The 15,029-nt window shown below is 38.1% G+C and carries 17 protein-coding genes; 10 read left to right on the top strand and 7 right to left on the bottom strand.

Annotation, left to right across the window (positions count from 1 at the left end; all coding sequences use genetic code 11):
• Positions 1 to 90 precede the first annotated feature (90 nt).
• Complete coding sequence (locus ACR65M_RS04320) at positions 91 to 819, top strand: TerC family protein (RefSeq protein WP_440272649.1); 729 nt, start codon at positions 91 to 93, stop codon at positions 817 to 819.
• A gap of 116 nt (positions 820 to 935) precedes the next feature.
• Here the strand turns inward: ACR65M_RS04320 and mreBH are convergent, their stop codons facing one another.
• Entirely contained in the window at positions 936 to 1,943 is a 1,008-nt protein-coding gene (gene mreBH, locus ACR65M_RS04315; protein ID WP_121448761.1) for a rod-share determining protein MreBH, read from the bottom strand.
• 274 nt (positions 1,944 to 2,217) lie between these two features.
• Between mreBH and ACR65M_RS04310 the strand changes: the two genes are divergently transcribed.
• The 3 genes from ACR65M_RS04310 to treC all read left to right on the top strand — a co-directional run bounded on the left by ACR65M_RS04310 (position 2,218) and on the right by treC (position 4,986).
• On the top strand, positions 2,218 to 2,589 hold the full coding sequence (locus ACR65M_RS04310) for a DnaJ family domain-containing protein (RefSeq protein ID WP_121448760.1): 372 nt from the start codon (positions 2,218 to 2,220) through the stop codon (positions 2,587 to 2,589).
• A gap of 59 nt (positions 2,590 to 2,648) precedes the next feature.
• Positions 2,649 to 3,032: a DUF488 domain-containing protein gene (locus ACR65M_RS04305; protein ID WP_341329965.1), complete on the top strand. Its 384-nt coding sequence runs from the start codon at positions 2,649 to 2,651 to the stop codon at positions 3,030 to 3,032.
• A gap of 268 nt (positions 3,033 to 3,300) precedes the next feature.
• Positions 3,301 to 4,986, top strand: coding sequence for an alpha,alpha-phosphotrehalase (treC, locus tag ACR65M_RS04300; protein WP_440272648.1), 1,686 nt, complete (start codon positions 3,301 to 3,303; stop codon positions 4,984 to 4,986).
• 42 nt (positions 4,987 to 5,028) lie between these two features.
• Here the strand turns inward: treC and ACR65M_RS04295 are convergent, their stop codons facing one another.
• From ACR65M_RS04295 to ACR65M_RS04285, 3 genes are all read right to left on the bottom strand, one after another.
• A complete protein-coding gene (locus tag ACR65M_RS04295; RefSeq protein ID WP_165918260.1) occupies positions 5,029 to 5,169 on the bottom strand; it encodes a hypothetical protein in 141 nt (46 codons plus the stop codon).
• 152 nt (positions 5,170 to 5,321) lie between these two features.
• The gene (locus ACR65M_RS04290) at positions 5,322 to 5,861 is read right to left on the bottom strand and encodes a GNAT family N-acetyltransferase (RefSeq protein WP_440272647.1); all 540 of its coding nucleotides are present in this window, start codon (positions 5,859 to 5,861) and stop codon (positions 5,322 to 5,324) included.
• Between the two features lie 72 nt (positions 5,862 to 5,933).
• Complete coding sequence (locus ACR65M_RS04285) at positions 5,934 to 6,161, bottom strand: DUF1128 domain-containing protein (protein WP_099355475.1); 228 nt, start codon at positions 6,159 to 6,161, stop codon at positions 5,934 to 5,936.
• A gap of 106 nt (positions 6,162 to 6,267) precedes the next feature.
• Between ACR65M_RS04285 and ACR65M_RS04280 the strand changes: the two genes are divergently transcribed.
• The 3 genes from ACR65M_RS04280 to ACR65M_RS04270 are packed head-to-tail and all read left to right on the top strand — an operon-like array spanning position 6,268 to position 7,950.
• Complete coding sequence (locus ACR65M_RS04280) at positions 6,268 to 6,747, top strand: low molecular weight protein-tyrosine-phosphatase (protein ID WP_440272646.1); 480 nt, start codon at positions 6,268 to 6,270, stop codon at positions 6,745 to 6,747.
• A 5-nt stretch (positions 6,748 to 6,752) separates the two neighbouring features.
• Entirely contained in the window at positions 6,753 to 7,106 is a 354-nt protein-coding gene (locus tag ACR65M_RS04275; RefSeq protein ID WP_440272645.1) for a YtxH domain-containing protein, read from the top strand.
• Between the two features lie 4 nt (positions 7,107 to 7,110).
• Positions 7,111 to 7,950: a YihY/virulence factor BrkB family protein gene (locus tag ACR65M_RS04270; protein ID WP_440272644.1), complete on the top strand. Its 840-nt coding sequence runs from the start codon at positions 7,111 to 7,113 to the stop codon at positions 7,948 to 7,950.
• A gap of 217 nt (positions 7,951 to 8,167) precedes the next feature.
• Here the strand turns inward: ACR65M_RS04270 and ACR65M_RS04265 are convergent, their stop codons facing one another.
• The 3 genes from ACR65M_RS04265 to ACR65M_RS04255 all read right to left on the bottom strand — a co-directional run bounded on the left by ACR65M_RS04265 (position 8,168) and on the right by ACR65M_RS04255 (position 11,939).
• Positions 8,168 to 10,102: a heavy metal translocating P-type ATPase gene (locus tag ACR65M_RS04265; RefSeq protein ID WP_440272643.1), complete on the bottom strand. Its 1,935-nt coding sequence runs from the start codon at positions 10,100 to 10,102 to the stop codon at positions 8,168 to 8,170.
• 297 nt (positions 10,103 to 10,399) lie between these two features.
• Complete coding sequence (locus ACR65M_RS04260) at positions 10,400 to 10,546, bottom strand: BH0509 family protein (protein ID WP_121448742.1); 147 nt, start codon at positions 10,544 to 10,546, stop codon at positions 10,400 to 10,402.
• A gap of 229 nt (positions 10,547 to 10,775) precedes the next feature.
• Positions 10,776 to 11,939, bottom strand: coding sequence for an MFS transporter (locus ACR65M_RS04255; RefSeq protein ID WP_440272642.1), 1,164 nt, complete (start codon positions 11,937 to 11,939; stop codon positions 10,776 to 10,778).
• 148 nt (positions 11,940 to 12,087) lie between these two features.
• Here ACR65M_RS04255 and ACR65M_RS04250 point away from each other — a divergent pair, with 148 nt between their 5' ends.
• The 3 genes from ACR65M_RS04250 to ACR65M_RS04240 all read left to right on the top strand — a co-directional run bounded on the left by ACR65M_RS04250 (position 12,088) and on the right by ACR65M_RS04240 (position 14,603).
• Complete coding sequence (locus ACR65M_RS04250) at positions 12,088 to 12,474, top strand: OsmC family protein (RefSeq protein ID WP_440272641.1); 387 nt, start codon at positions 12,088 to 12,090, stop codon at positions 12,472 to 12,474.
• A gap of 105 nt (positions 12,475 to 12,579) precedes the next feature.
• Positions 12,580 to 13,644 (top strand): calcium/proton exchanger, encoded by a 1,065-nt coding sequence (cax, locus tag ACR65M_RS04245; RefSeq protein WP_440272640.1) that lies wholly within the window; start codon positions 12,580 to 12,582, stop codon positions 13,642 to 13,644.
• A 329-nt stretch (positions 13,645 to 13,973) separates the two neighbouring features.
• A complete protein-coding gene (locus ACR65M_RS04240) occupies positions 13,974 to 14,603 on the top strand; it encodes a YczE/YyaS/YitT family protein (RefSeq protein ID WP_440272639.1) in 630 nt (209 codons plus the stop codon).
• Positions 14,604 to 15,029: the final 426 nt, after the last annotated feature.

Below are 15,029 nucleotides of genomic sequence, written 5' to 3'. Positions count from 1 at the left end.
TATTGAATGTGACAAAAAATAGGAGTATGCTAGAATATGTAATTTATAATTTTGCTATTTTACCATATTATATTGAGGGGGAATTACCCTATGGATATGCTGACGATTCTTGGACTAGCTATCTCTTCTGGAGCGACAATTGCTCTATTAAAAATTATCGCTATTGATATTATATTATCTGGAGACAATGCTGTAGTAATTGCAATGGCTACCAGAAACCTTCCAAAAGACCAACAAAACAAAGCTATCTTTTGGGGAACGGCAGGAGCGGTTATTCTACGTATTTTATTTGCGGCCATCATTGTTTACTTGCTAAAAATTCCTTATGTGAATGTGATTGGTGGAATATTACTCCTTTTCATTGCCTATAAGGTTTTAGTTGAAGAAGAAGGAGAAGCACATGTGAAGTCTACAAATGGCATTATGGCAGCCATTGGTACGATTATCATGGCAGATGCTGTAATGAGTCTTGATAATGTAGTTGCAGTTGCGGGTGCTGCCAACGGTCACATTGGTATGATTGCACTAGGTGTTTTCATTAGTATTCCTATTATGATCTTTGGTTCTAAGTTCATCGTAAAAGCAATGGACAAATATGCTTGGATTTCATACGTCGGTGCAGGTATTCTTGCATGGACAGCAGGTGAAATGGTGATGAAGGACAAGGGATTTACTAACTTCCTTCACATCGAACATGGTCCAGTTTCATACTTAATCGCAGCAGTATTAACCGTTCTAGTATTAGGACTAGGATACTTGAAAAACAAAAAGATTGCTGCCAAAAAAGAGATTCAAAAAGTAGCTTCAAAAACAGCATAATAAAAAGTAGTAGTAAAGGCCGAATCGTTTAGAGATTCGGCCTTTTTCTTTTACATATGACAATACCAGAGGCTAATTGAAAAAACCCCATAATGTCTTTTATGGGGCAAGATTAATTATTTTGCAATTTTATGAAGCTTTGTGATGATGCTTAACGAGCGACCTGTTCCGATTGCAACTGATTCGAGTGGATTTGGTGCAAGGTGTACCGGGACAACAATTTCTTGGCTGAGCCAATCCTGCATGCCATTTAATAACGCGCCGCCCCCTGTTAAAATAACCCCACGATCCACGATATCACCACTTAATTCTGGTGGGCAATCCTCTAGGGTTGCGCGGATTGCTTCTAAAATATGAAGTAGTGATTCTTTTAGTGTTTCTTGAATTTCGGTTGAACGCAATGTAATGGTTTTAGGAAGGCCAGTGACAAGGTCACGTCCACGAATATCCATTGTTTTTGCTTCGTGTTCAACAAGTGCATAGCCGATTTCGAATTTAACCTGCTCAGCAGTATGCTCTCCGATAAGGACATTGTATCTTTTTCGTACGTATTGGATAATATCTTCATCAAACTGGTCTCCGCCAATTCTAACAGAGTTGCACGTAACAACACCACCAAATGAAATAATGGCGACCTCTGTATTGCCTCCACCGATATCTACGATTACGTTTGCGACCGGTTCATCAACTGGTAAATCCGACCCAACGGCTGCTGCAACTGGTTCTTCAATTAAATAAACTTGTTTGGCACCACATTGTCTAACTGCGTCTTGGATCGCACGTCGCTCGACAGATGTAGACCCAGAAGGTGTACAAACGACAACATTCGGTTTACGTAGCGAGTAACCTGTCTTTTGACTCACTTTTTTCATGACATGACGAAGCATGTCCGCAGTCATATTGAAGTCAGCAATTACACCCTTACGCAAAGGGCGAATGGCTACGATTTTTTCAGGTGTCTTACCAATCATCCTTTTCGCTTCTGCCCCAACGGCAATGACTCTGTTACTTTCGGTGTCAACCGCCACTACTGATGGCTCATTAACGATGATTCCTTTATTTTTCGTATATACAAGAATATTTGCAGTTCCTAAATCAATTCCGATTTCCACGTTTGAAAACATTGTTTATCTCCATCCTTTATAAAGTTTGGGGTTATATTTCTAATAGACTAAAAATGGTTTTCCGAAACACTTTAAGTCCACATTGTATTTATAAAAGTAGTCATTTCAACCCACTCACTCTATAATGATTCACAAAAAAATGTCGATTTTTGGGGGTTGTTGTCAGATTGTAAAAATTGAAATATAGGAGAAATATATGAGGAGAATGGCAAAATGTTCAAAAAACACGTAAAATAGTATTAGATGTAACACTCCAAAAAGGAGGGCGAAAACAATGGATTTTTCAAGTATAGTGTCAGAGGATAAAATTCGTAAGGCCTATAAAGAAGGGGAGTTTGATAACTTACCTGGATATGGGAAACCTCTCAAGCTTGATGATGATTCTGCAATTCCTGAGGACCTTCGAATGGCTTATCGAGTCATGAAAAACTCAGGGTTCATTAATGAAGAAACCGAAATTAAAAAAGAACTCCTTACAATTGAGAACCTCATTGATAACTGTGAGGATGAAGTTCAGCGACAAATCTACCAGAAAAAGCTAAATGAAAAACAATTTCGCTTAAACCAAATTCTAAAAAATAGAAAGACTTCGCATTCAGCCGTTTTTAAAGACTACCAAATGAAATTGCATAATAAATTTAAATAATGGTTTAAGGGGTCAAAACATTGCGTTTTGACCTTTTTTTATAGGAGGGAAAGAGAGTTATGAGTGAAAATGTAGTGTTAAAACGTATTTATGAACCAGCTAGTAAAGAAGACGGAAAACGGATCCTAGTTGACCGTATTTGGCCACGGGGCATTTCAAAGGACAAAGCACAACTCGATTTGTGGATGAAAGAAATCGCTCCTAGCACCGAGCTTCGCAAAGAATTCAACCACAAACCCGAAAGATTTGAAGAATTTAAGGAACATTACATAAAAGAACTGCAACAGACTGAGGAGAAAGAAATGGCGCTAAATCAGTTGCTTGAGATGGCGAAGGAAGAAAAAGTTACTCTTTTGTATGGTGCAAAGGATGAAGTACATAACCAAGCGGTCGTGCTAAAGGAAGTATTGGTACATGCAATGGACGAGGCCCAAAAGGGTTAGTGGCAGTATTTTTGAAATAGCAGCAGTAATTCAGAGTTAGTGGCAGTATTTTTGAAATAGCGGTAGTATTTCTGCGATAGTGGCACTATTTTGAAATAGCACCTGTATCAGTAATTAAATCCACCATATCAGGTTGCTACCTTCCACCAAATCAATAATAGCAATTATTTGACTAACTTGTATATACAAGTTAAACTACAACTACAAATAAGTTTGTTTCCTTTATGAAATACTACAAACATGAATTACTTATATGGTGGTGTAGCAATTGAAGCAGCCTTGGTGGAAGAAGTCTGTAGTTTATCAAATTTATCCAAAGAGTTTTAAAGATACAACTGGAAACGGTGTCGGTGACCTACAAGGGATCATTGAAAAGCTTGATTACCTGAAAAACCTTGGTGTGGACGTCGTTTGGCTAACGCCGATTTACAAATCTCCACAGCGGGATAACGGGTACGATATTAGCGATTATTTTGCGATTCAAGAAGAATACGGTACGATGGAGGATTTTGACCGCTTGCTAGAGGAAGCTCATTCACGCGGTATTAAAATCATCATGGACATCGTTGTGAATCATACCTCGACTGAAAACGAATGGTTCAAGCAGTCCAGGCAGTCAAAGGACAACCCGTATCGCGACTATTATATTTGGAAAGACCCTAAAGATGGTCGCGAGCCAACGAATTGGGAATCAAAGTTCGGGGGGAATGCCTGGAAGTATGATGAAACAACAGGTCAGTACTATCTCCACCTTTTTGACGTAACCCAAGCGGATCTTAATTGGGAAAATGAAGAGGTTCGTCAAAAAGTATATGACATGATGACTTTTTGGTTTGAAAAAGGGGTAGATGGTTTCCGTCTAGATGTAATCAATCTTATCTCAAAAGACCAGAGTTTCCCGGATGATGACGGATCTGTCCCTCCAGGTGACGGCCGGAAGTTTTATACAGATGGGCCGCGCGTCCATGAGTTCATGCACGAAATGAATCAGAATGTTTTTTCGAAATACGATAGTATGACTGTTGGGGAGATGTCCTCAACAACAATTGAAGATTGTATTAAATATTCAAATCCTGACCGTGAAGAATTGAGCATGACCTTTAATTTTCATCATTTAAAGGTGGATTATCCGAACGGTGATAAGTGGACAGTTGCCGACTTTGATTTCCAAGCCTTAAAGAGAATCCTTTCAACGTGGCAGGTTGAAATGCATAAGGGTGGAGGTTGGAATGCACTGTTCTGGTGCAACCATGACCAACCACGGATTGTTTCAAGATATGGGAACGATGGTGAGTATTTAACGGAATCCGCAAAAATGCTTGCAACTACCATTCATATGATGCAAGGTACGCCTTATATTTACCAAGGTGAAGAGTTTGGAATGACCAATCCGAAGTTCAATGACATCTCTGAGTATCGTGATGTGGAGTCCATCAATATCTACAATATTAAAAAAGAACAAGGAATGAGCAACGACGAAATTATCGAGATTCTTAAACATAAATCTCGTGATAATTCTCGGACACCTGTGCAGTGGGATGCAAGTGAACATGCTGGATTCACAAGCGGAACGCCATGGATTAATGTTGCTTCAAATTACAAAACAATCAATGCGCAAAATGCGTTAGAGGATAAAAACTCAGTCTTCTATCATTATCAAAAATTGATAAGGCTCCGTAAGGATTATGACATTATTACGTATGGAGATTATGAATTATTGCATGAGGACCATCCTGAAATCTTTGCGTATGTTCGTAATGGTGAGAATGAGAAGCTTCTAGTTGTAAACAATTTCTATGGAAGAGAAACAACATTTGGAATTCCTGCAGGATTAAATGTAAGTGAGTATACAAGTGACTTACTCGTTTCCAACTATGAGAATTCGCAAATAGATATTTCAAAAGGAATCAAATTACGTCCATACGAATCCGTTGTCTACCATTTGACAAAATAAACAATGAGCCATACCTTAGGGTGTGGCTCATTTTCATAAACGTTATTCTTTTTCATTCGGTAGAGGGTCGATTCTTTTTGAATCATCGTTATCCATCGAAGTGGCGACAAAGTAAAACCAGAATCCAGCGGAGATAAAATACAACACAGACATGCCAATGAGCGTTAGCCAAAGTCCTAGCAAATGTATTCCCCCCTTTAGATGGGACACAGGGACAGGTCCGTTGTCCCAAAGTTACAATGCCCTTTTTATAGATATATGCAAGGGGGAAAAGTTATTGACATAATCTTATAAATTATGTAGCGCCATAATAAAAAAAACGCGATAAGCGGGTTTTAATAAGGGTTATTTTGATTTTTGATCCAATCTTCTTTTGTAAGGTAAAAATAAATTAGGTTTTCTCTTAGGACGGCGTCTCTTCTAAAACCTAAGCGATTCATTAGGGCAATTGATTTTTCATTGCGTGGGTCAACGGTTGCGTCTATGGTTTCAAGGGACATTGCATTAAACCCATATTCCAATAATGATTTCATAGCTTCAGACATGAACCCACTTCCCCAATGCCCTTTGGATAGATCAAATCCAACCTCACCAATAAATTCATTATGATTTCTAATATAGTGGAAACCACAGGTACCAATAAACTCCTCTTTTTCTTTTGTGAATATTCCCCAACGGCAACCGGTATCTTCTAAATGATAAGTAATAATTTCTTCCGCTTCAGTAAGACTTTTGCATGGTTCGATATCCATATAACGTGTAATGTCCTCATCGGAAAATAGCTGAAAAACCTCTTCGGTATGCTCCAATGTGAGCACTTTTAGGTATAACCTTTCCGTTTCAATATCACGGTAATTCAATGATTTTATTAACATTTTATCCCTCATTTTCCCTCAAAAAAACTATCCAAACAAAAATGTCCAGATAGTCATATATGGTTCTATGTATTATTTGTTTTTGCGCAAACTTCCGAGTTCTTCAACAAGTGCCTGCATTTCGTTAGGGCTAAATGAGTTCTTTTTCATGGTAAGGTCGTAAATGTCTTTTAATTCTTCATACATTTCTTCATCAAAATGGGAAGGCTTAATGGCACCAAGGTTAAGAACTTTAAGTTTTTCTTTAATTTTTTCTATCATAAACTCTACGTTTTCGACCGACTTTTGTGAGAGATCCATGTTTTCATCCTTTCAATTTTCAGTGTATTCTTATTGTAACACGTTTCTGCTATTATTTAATATGGCGAGGTACGGAAAAATATGACATGAAGGAGAATGGACAAAAATGATAAAGGTATTATTCGTATGCTTAGGGAATATCTGTAGATCACCGATGGCAGAGGCCATTTTTCGTGATTTAGTACAAAAAGAAGGGCTAGCGGATCGAATCCAAGTAGATTCAGCGGGAACTGGGGACTGGCATATTGGACATCCGCCACATAAAGGCACTCAAACCATTTTAACAAAATATAATATCTCATTTGAAGGGATTAAGGCACGTCAAGTGATGCCGGAAGATCTCGGTCAATTTGATTATATTATTGCAATGGACTCAGATAACTTAGGAAACCTTCAAAAAATGATAACTGGCGAAAAAACAGGTCGGATTCAACGGCTCCTTGATTATGTTGATGATAGTAAGGTTGCAGATGTACCTGACCCTTACTACACTGGGAATTTTGATGAGGTGTACGAGCTTGTGACCAACGGTTGTAAACGACTGTTAGAGGTCATTAAAAAGGAAAACCTGGTTGGAAAGGAGTAGTACAAGTGGCGAAGCGTAATAAAATGGTGGAAGGCATGGTCATAGGTGCTGCCATTGGTGCAGCAATTTCTTTATTTGATAAGGAAACAAGAGAGCAATTTTTACATACTAGTAAAAGAGTGAGTAAAAAGGCAGTTGAAGTGATGAAAAATCCACAACGATATACAGAGCTCGTTAAGGACCAGTTCAATTCTGTTCGTACAACAGTGGAGCAGGTTGCAGAGGATGTTCGTATCGTAACCTCAAAAGTAAATGAAATCGTTGAAACAACACCAGAAATTGTCGAAGCTGTCAAAGAAACAAAGGATGCAATTGCTAATAAAACGGAAGGTATGAGGGACGATAATATAGAGAGGTGAAGAAATGACCGAAGTTCGAACCTTAGATTTGCGGTTTATTAAGGAATTAATTTTGCGATATAAGGAAGATGAAGTAGGGAGTATGTCTGCAGAATTAGCCTATTTTTTCTTGCTTTCTTTATTCCCATTTTTAATCTTTCTCGTGACACTTATTGGATACCTGCCGATATCCCAAATAGATGTGTTGGCGTTTGTGAGACAGTATGCACCTGAAGGCACAGTTGATATGATTGAAGAAAACTTGAATTTTATAGTCAATTCAAATAAAGGCGGGCTATTATCAATAGGAATCATTGGTACATTGTGGTCGTCATCCAATGGAATCAACGCGGTCGTTAGGTCGTTCAATAAAGCATATGATGTAAAAGAAACCCGGAACTTCTTTATCACTCGTGGGATTTCAATACTTCTCACATTTGGGATGATATTTGTTATTATAGTCGCTTTATTATTACCCGTCTTCGGAAAACAAATTGGGATTTTTATGTTTTCGTCTTTTGGCTTGTCTGATGAATTTCTAGATGTGTGGAATGGAATTCGTTGGATTGTCAGTGCAGCTATCCTGTTTTTTGTATTTACGTTTTTGTACTGGGTGGCACCGAACCGTCCATTAAAAATTAAAGAAATCATATCAGGATCCTTTTTTGCGACTTTCGGTTGGATGTTCGTTTCCCTGGCGTTTTCCTATTATGTGAACAGCTTTGGCCATTATTCTACAACATATGGTAGCCTAGGTGCCATCATTGTACTGATGATTTGGTTCTATTTATCTGCAATGATCATCATCATCGGAGGAGAAATCAATGCCATTTTGAATTGCCATCGAATTAGGGATGGCCGTTAATTTTACCGTAAGTTACCTTCATGGAATGTGAGGTAGCGAGAGATAATAGAGGGTGTAAGTACAGTAAAAGGGAGGCCTTTATTATGTCTAAAAAAGACGGTGGAACAAAGCAAAAGGGAAAGAAAAATAGCCCAAAACAAAAAACTAGCAGTTCTGCAAACGGCAGTAACGGCTATCACTAAAAAGAGGACTTGACCGATGGGGTCAAGTCCTTATTTTATGACTTCAATAAGCGTAGTCCGTTTAATATAACGAGAATGGTGCTTCCTTCATGGCCAATGACGCCAAATGGAAGGTCAATGATTTGAAAGAAGTTTGACAGGATTAACAGCATAATCACACTGATAGAAAAAATAATATTTTGTTTGATAATACGGTTCATGCGTTTTGAAAGCTTTACGGCTTCAGCAATTCGCGGAAGATCATTTTTCATCAGCACGACATCAGCAGTTTCAAGCGCAACATCCGTTCCTTGACCCATTGCAATCCCAACATTCGCAGTTGCCAAAGCAGGTGCATCATTGATTCCATCTCCAACCATCGCTACAGTCTCATAATTAGAAATAAGGCCTTTAATGTGGTTCACCTTTGTTTCTGGCAAACATTCTGCAATATGTTGGTCAACATGACTCTCAGCCGCAATGGCTTCAGCTGTTTTTTCGCCGTCTCCAGTAAGCATAACGGTATAAATCCCAAGGTCTTTTATGTCAGAAATAGCTGAAACTGTATCCTCGCGGACAACGTCTTTGAGTGCGAGAATACCGGCAATATCTTCACCTGATTTTACATAAACAATCGTTTTACCTTCAGAAGCCAGTTGTTTCGCGATACCATTTTTAAAAGTAGCTACAGCTTCTCTTCCAACAAGATCAGCTTTCCCAATTAACCAAGGAGTCTCACCGACAATTGCTTTAACTCCATATCCAGGCATATCCTCAATGCCATCTATCGAGATAAGCTTCTGACCATTTGACTTAGCATGGTTCACGATTGATTGTGCTAATGGATGTGTAGATTGATTTTCAATTGAAGATACAATTTGTAAAAATTCGTTATGATCAATTGAATCAGATACAATCACATCGGTTACGACAGGTTTTCCTTTTGTCAGTGTCCCTGTTTTATCAAATGCAATAGCTTTTAAATTACCTAACTGCTCAAGGTGAACCCCACCTTTAAACAGGATCCCGCGCCTTGCTCCATTTGAAATCGCCGATAATGTTGCTGGCATAATGGAGGCGACCAGAGCACATGGGGATGCAACTACTAATAAAATCATTGCTCGGTAGAAGGTCTCGGTCCATGTCCAACCTAATACAAAGTGTGGAAGAAACATCATTAAACCTACCGCAATTAAAACAAATTTGACGTACGTACCTTCAAATTTTTCAATAAATTGCTGGGAAGGGGACTTTTCACTTTGAGCGGATTGGACCAGCTTAATAATTTTTTGGAACAATGAATCTTCATTCGGCTTTGTCACTTCAACAGTGATGGACCCACGAAGATTAACTGTCCCCGCAAATACATCGTCACCAAGGGATTTACGTACAGGAATTGACTCACCTGTAATGGCCGCCTGGTCCACGTTTGTGTCACCTTTTAAAAGCTTACCGTCAGCTGGAATGCGCTCACCTGGTTTGACTAAAATCGCATCGCCAATTTGTAGAGAAGAAACATGGACGATTCTCTCAATGCCATTTACAACAAGTGTCGCTTCTTCAGGCTGAAGGCCCATAAGTGAAGAGATTTCCTTATGACTTTTATTCATTGTATAGGTTTCAAGAGCACCACTTAATGCGAAAATAAAGATTAAAATTGCACCCTCATTCCAGTATCCAATGATCGCAGAGCCAATGGCTGCAAAAATCATTAACATTTCTACATTTAATTCTTTTTCCGCAATCGTATCAGAAATCCCTTCCTTTGCTTTTGCATAACCACCAATTACAAACGCGAGAAGATACATAACAATGGAGGTGGTGTTGTGTTCGAAATGCCCTAATGTCCAGGCAATCGCAATTAAACCACCACTCGTTAGCGCTGCTATTAATTCACCGTGCTGCTTTACTTTTTCAAGGAGCGGAAAAGATTCATTATCTGTTTTATATACATGCTGTCGTCTTGGCGCAGTCTTTACTTCTGTACTCATTTCGTTCGCCTCCATTTTCTAATTGAGAAAAACAATCAATTATACATATCTAATTGAGAATAAAAATCAACTTGGTATTGCTAATTGAGAAAGGGAATCACAATCAATTGGCCATTTAAACAAGAAAACTGCAATCTTTTCGATAGCAGTTGCTAATTTAATTGATTTTTACTTTATAATTATTATTAATTATAACACACTACCCAATTTTTAAAAGTGTTTTTTATAATAATTTTAAATAAGCTTACAAGTTCATAAAAAAACAACTCGCCAACGAATGACGAGTTGTTCATCTTTTTATTCTGCGATTTCCTCATAGTGAAAATAGGTGGTGTTATAGATATGCTCGATATCTGCATCGGTCATATACATAAGCTCCGTTTTAGTAATTCCCCTAACTTTCTCAATAAACTCCATCATGTTTTTGCGCTCTTGCCTACTCATTACAATCATCCCCTTAAATTAATTTTCGTTCAATACATCTGTTTTAGAACAGTATATTAATTTATAATGTATTATATAACAGATTTTCAAAAAGCGTCAATAAGATTCTGAAAAATAGGCAGAAAATCATAGAAAAACAATAATAGCTCAGGTGCCTAACGATTGGCCTATGACCTCGATCCGATGGCGCCTTGAGCTAGATAATAAAAAAGACTCCCTAAAAAGGAAGTCAATTTTCAACAGTTTTGGTTGCCGTCCTCGTACCAAAGACAGAGAGAATGATAAATATTAAAAACAGAATCGTACCTATGACATTGAAAAAGCTGATACTTTCAAAGAATTGGATAAACAGTCCACCAACAAACGGTCCAACAAGGCTTCCGATGCTAAAGAAAACGCCACATAGAAGGTTTCCTGTAGGCAATAAATTCTTTGGCATTAAGTCTGTCATATAAGAGATTCCAAGTGAGAACGTTGATCCAACTGCCATTCCTGCAAACGTAATGCAGAGCCAAAGTCCGACAGGAGAATGCTCAAGGAAGCTTGCAATGGTAAAACTTAAAAATCCTAAAAACAGTACAATCATTAAAATAGTTCTTCGACCAAACTTATCACTTAGAATTCCCAATGGAAGCTGGGTAATGATGCTACCGAGCGCAAATGAAGTTAGTAGAATTGAAACAAATCCCACATTTAAATCAATCCGTAATCCATAAACCGGGAAGCTTCCGTTAAGAGAGGACTCAAGAAAGCCATAAGCCATTGGCGGTAGAAAGGCAACCCATGCATATTTCCAGGCTTTAGAAAAACGATTGAATGTCTCTCTAAATGAATTCACCCCTAAATCCTGTTCCGGAAACTCATTATTTAGTAGAAATAAAAAGAACCAACCAATTAAACAAAGGACAGAAGATAGAATAAATGGCAGGGTTTCATTAATATTAACCAAAGGTGTCATTAACGGACCAGTTGCAAAGCCAAGCCCAAAGAATAATCCGTATAAGGAAATGTTTCTTCCACGCTTATTTTCAGGAGAAAATGATGTAATCCATGTTTGTGTTCCAAAATGCAAGGAGTGATCCCCAATTCCGATCAAGAGTCTTAGTACAAACCAGAACCAGAATGATTTCCATAATGGGAACATGGCAAGTGCCACGACAACGAGCAATCCTCCAAATAGAATGACTGGTTTGTAGCCATATTTCCTTAACGGATACTCCATAAATGGCGAAACAAGTAATATACCAATATATAGTGCAGTTGCATTTAATCCATTTAAAGTAGATGACATTCCGTTATTTTCAAAAATAACCGCAATTAAAGGAAGCAGCATACCCTGGCTAAACCCAGAAACTGCAACAATACTAACTAATATCCAAAACCTTAATTTCATGTTGTATTTCCCCCAGTTTCATTTCACAATCTAATGATACAAAATTAATCAGGGGTTGGAAATGGAAAAGAATGATTCTCTTTTCTTTTCATTCTTAGGAGAATTTGAGTAAACTAAAGATATCAGACAAAGACAGGGGGAACTTTCCATGATTTTTAAGATGCAAGAAGTCGGCTTTTATACAGATGTTGAATTTGGTAAGTTACAAGTTGCAGGAGACGAGGCATATGGGTTTCGACCATATCAGCTTCTCGTTTCGTCTATCGCAGTTTGCAGTGGGGGAACACTTCGCAAGGTCCTTGAAAAAAAGAGAATGCAGGTAGAGGATATCACCATTAAAACTGAAGTGGAGCGCAATGAGGCTCATGCGAACCGGGTCGAGAAAGTGTACATTCACTATGTGATAAAAGGAAAAGATTTAGCTGAACAGAAAATCCAGCGTTCGATTGAAGTTGCTCATCGAAATTGTCCGATCGCCCAATCCGTAGAGGGAAGCATCGACATTATTGAAACATTTGAGATTGTGGATGCATAAAAATACTTAAATAGAACATAATTTTTAAAGATAAAAACTACGCTAATTATGGGCGTAGTTTTTTAAATTTTCGTTTCGCTAAGTTAAAAGAAGGGTAGTGTTCCTATGAATCGAATCTTCTTGATTATGGTGATTATCGGTGTACCTTTATCAATCATTGGAAGTCTGCTGCATTGGCCAGCTGTCATCATGTTTATTGTGTACTGTTTAACCATTATCGCTTTGGCTGGATTTATGGGAAGAGCGACGGAAAGCCTTGCCATTATTGCTGGTCCACGAATTGGTGGTTTGTTAAACGCAACTTTTGGAAATGCCGTTGAACTTATTATTTCTATCTTTGCTTTAAAAGCGGGGCTTGTCACAGTTGTGCTTGCATCACTAACTGGTTCAGTGCTTGGTAACCTATTACTAGTAGGGGGTCTTTCCTTTTTAGTGGGAGGTATTAAGTTTAAAAGGCAGAAATTTAGTGTACATGATGCGCGGCACAATTCAGGGCTATTAATTTTTTCTGTCATACTTGCCTTTGTTATTCCAGAAGTTTTTTCAATGGACATGAATGATAGAGATACATTTACATTAAGTGTCGGAATATCAATTATTTTAATCATGTTATACTTAGCTGGGCTTTTCTTTAAGCTCGTTTCACATCGAGGCATTTATCAGGAAGATTCGGAACAGGTCGAAAGAGAAAATGCAGAGCATGAAGAACCTGAGTGGGGAAAATGGAAGGCGTTAATTATCTTGGCGCTGTCAACGATTGCGGTAGGGTATGTGTCTGAAAACCTCGTTCATACCTTTGATATCGTGGCGGAAGCGTTCGGTTGGAGTGAAATTTTTATCGGGATTATTATTGTGGCAATTGTCGGAAATGCTGCTGAGCATGCATCAGCCGTTATGATGGCTTATAAAAATAAAATGAATGTTGCTATTGAGATTGCAATTGGTTCAACATTACAGGTAGCGATGTTTGTTGCGCCGTTACTGGTATTGATTTCATTATTCCTTGACACACAAATGTCACTTGTTTTCTCGATGCCAGAACTTATTTCTATGATAACAGCAGTATTCTTAACTATTGCACTAACAAATGATGGTGAAACGAACTGGTTCGAAGGTGGCACTCTCTTAGCTGCATACGCCATTATGGGAATTGGATTTTATTTATTATAAGAAAAAAACGACTCTGTGTAGAACCTCCACACAGAGTCGTTTGGTGTTGTTTTAATCTTCTAAGTACTTTTTAAGGGATAACTTAACTTTTTTTCAATGGTGTTCTCATCGTCCGGCAACTCGATAGCATACCCCCTCCATTAAGGTATGGTCTCCTTATCCCTCCTTCATTTAAGGTATACTTAATAATATTTACATAACATTAAAAATATTCAATTTAATTTTAAAAAAATGAAAAAATATCGATAAATTTTATTAAGTTGATTATAATAAAATCCAATGTTTAAACTAATTTTTTATAAAAAATTTAACCTTTAGGGAGCTCATTCATGATCACACGGCGAATCTTATTCTTTTGCGTTGGGTTATTTGTTCTAGCACTGGGAATCAGTTTAATGATCATTGCAGATATTGGGGCTGGAGCATGGGACGCACTCAATGTTGGACTTTCAGAAACAATCGGCCTCACTGTAGGAAATTGGGTTATAATTGTTGGTATTTTTGTTATGCTTTTAAATGCGTTATTACTTAAAGAACAGCCAGCATACTTATCAATTGGAACTATCATTTTAATTGGCTTTTTTATAGACTTTTGGTTATTAGTTGCACTAGATGAAATGAATTTAGAAGGATTTGTCGTGAAGGCCATTGTTTTGCTAGGAGGGTTAGTAATCGCATCACTTGGGATTGCAATCTACCTGCAAGCTAAGTTTCCACTCTCACCGCTCGATAATCTGATGCTCGCGATCAGCAAGCGATTTAAGTTAAGATTTGGGATTTCAAAAACAATTGGCGAGGCAACAGGCTTGGTATTGGCCCTTTTATTTGGAGGACCAATTGGCATTGGAACTCTGGTTGTTACCTTCGGAATTGGACCGATTATCCAATTCTTCTATCCACATTGTGAAAGGTTGATGGAAAAGGGCTTCGGTTCTAAGATAAAACCGAAAATTAGTTAGTCGGCCTTCCGGGTGAACCGGAAGGCTTTTATATGGAGCAAACCTCGATTTGTCCAATATATTGGGGTTTATGTCCGATATAATCTGACTTATGTCCGATAAAAAGTGCCCAATGTCCGATATCTTCAAATATATGTCCGATATCGAGATGGAAGCAAAGAATAGTTAGTGGGCCTTCCGGTAAACCGGAGGGCTTTTATAATGGAGTAAACCTCGATTTGTCCGATAAATTGGGGTTTATGTCCGAAATAATTTGATTTATGTCCGATAAAATATGCTCAATGTCCGATATCTTATCAACTGTGTCCGATATCTTCAAACATATGTCCGATATCTAAGTTGACAGCAAAGAATAGTTAGTTCGGGCCTTCCGGTAAAAAAGGAAGGCCTTTTAGTATGCTCTTTTCGTGCTATTCATTTGTTCCG

This window comes from Ferdinandcohnia sp. SAFN-114 (assembly GCF_059415045.1).
This window is presented reverse-complemented; position numbering and strand designations above follow the sequence as displayed.

What these genes read in the sequence shown, in the direction of transcription:
- ACR65M_RS04320 (WP_440272649.1), top strand. Translation starts at nt 91, where the DNA reads ATGGATATGCTGACGATTCTTGGACTAGCTATCTCTTCTGGAGCGACA.
- mreBH (WP_121448761.1), bottom strand. Translation starts at nt 1,943, where the DNA reads ATGTTTTCAAACGTGGAAATCGGAATTGATTTAGGAACTGCAAATATT.
- ACR65M_RS04310 (WP_121448760.1), top strand. Translation starts at nt 2,218, where the DNA reads ATGGATTTTTCAAGTATAGTGTCAGAGGATAAAATTCGTAAGGCCTAT.
- ACR65M_RS04305 (WP_341329965.1), top strand. Translation starts at nt 2,649, where the DNA reads ATGAGTGAAAATGTAGTGTTAAAACGTATTTATGAACCAGCTAGTAAA.
- ACR65M_RS04290 (WP_440272647.1), bottom strand. Translation starts at nt 5,861, where the DNA reads ATGTTAATAAAATCATTGAATTACCGTGATATTGAAACGGAAAGGTTA.
- ACR65M_RS04285 (WP_099355475.1), bottom strand. Translation starts at nt 6,161, where the DNA reads ATGGATCTCTCACAAAAGTCGGTCGAAAACGTAGAGTTTATGATAGAA.
- ACR65M_RS04280 (WP_440272646.1), top strand. Translation starts at nt 6,268, where the DNA reads ATGATAAAGGTATTATTCGTATGCTTAGGGAATATCTGTAGATCACCG.
- ACR65M_RS04270 (WP_440272644.1), top strand. Translation starts at nt 7,111, where the DNA reads ATGACCGAAGTTCGAACCTTAGATTTGCGGTTTATTAAGGAATTAATT.
- ACR65M_RS04265 (WP_440272643.1), bottom strand. Translation starts at nt 10,102, where the DNA reads ATGAGTACAGAAGTAAAGACTGCGCCAAGACGACAGCATGTATATAAA.
- ACR65M_RS04260 (WP_121448742.1), bottom strand. Translation starts at nt 10,546, where the DNA reads ATGAGTAGGCAAGAGCGCAAAAACATGATGGAGTTTATTGAGAAAGTT.
- ACR65M_RS04255 (WP_440272642.1), bottom strand. Translation starts at nt 11,939, where the DNA reads ATGAAATTAAGGTTTTGGATATTAGTTAGTATTGTTGCAGTTTCTGGG.
- ACR65M_RS04250 (WP_440272641.1), top strand. Translation starts at nt 12,088, where the DNA reads ATGATTTTTAAGATGCAAGAAGTCGGCTTTTATACAGATGTTGAATTT.
- cax (WP_440272640.1), top strand. Translation starts at nt 12,580, where the DNA reads ATGAATCGAATCTTCTTGATTATGGTGATTATCGGTGTACCTTTATCA.
- ACR65M_RS04240 (WP_440272639.1), top strand. Translation starts at nt 13,974, where the DNA reads ATGATCACACGGCGAATCTTATTCTTTTGCGTTGGGTTATTTGTTCTA.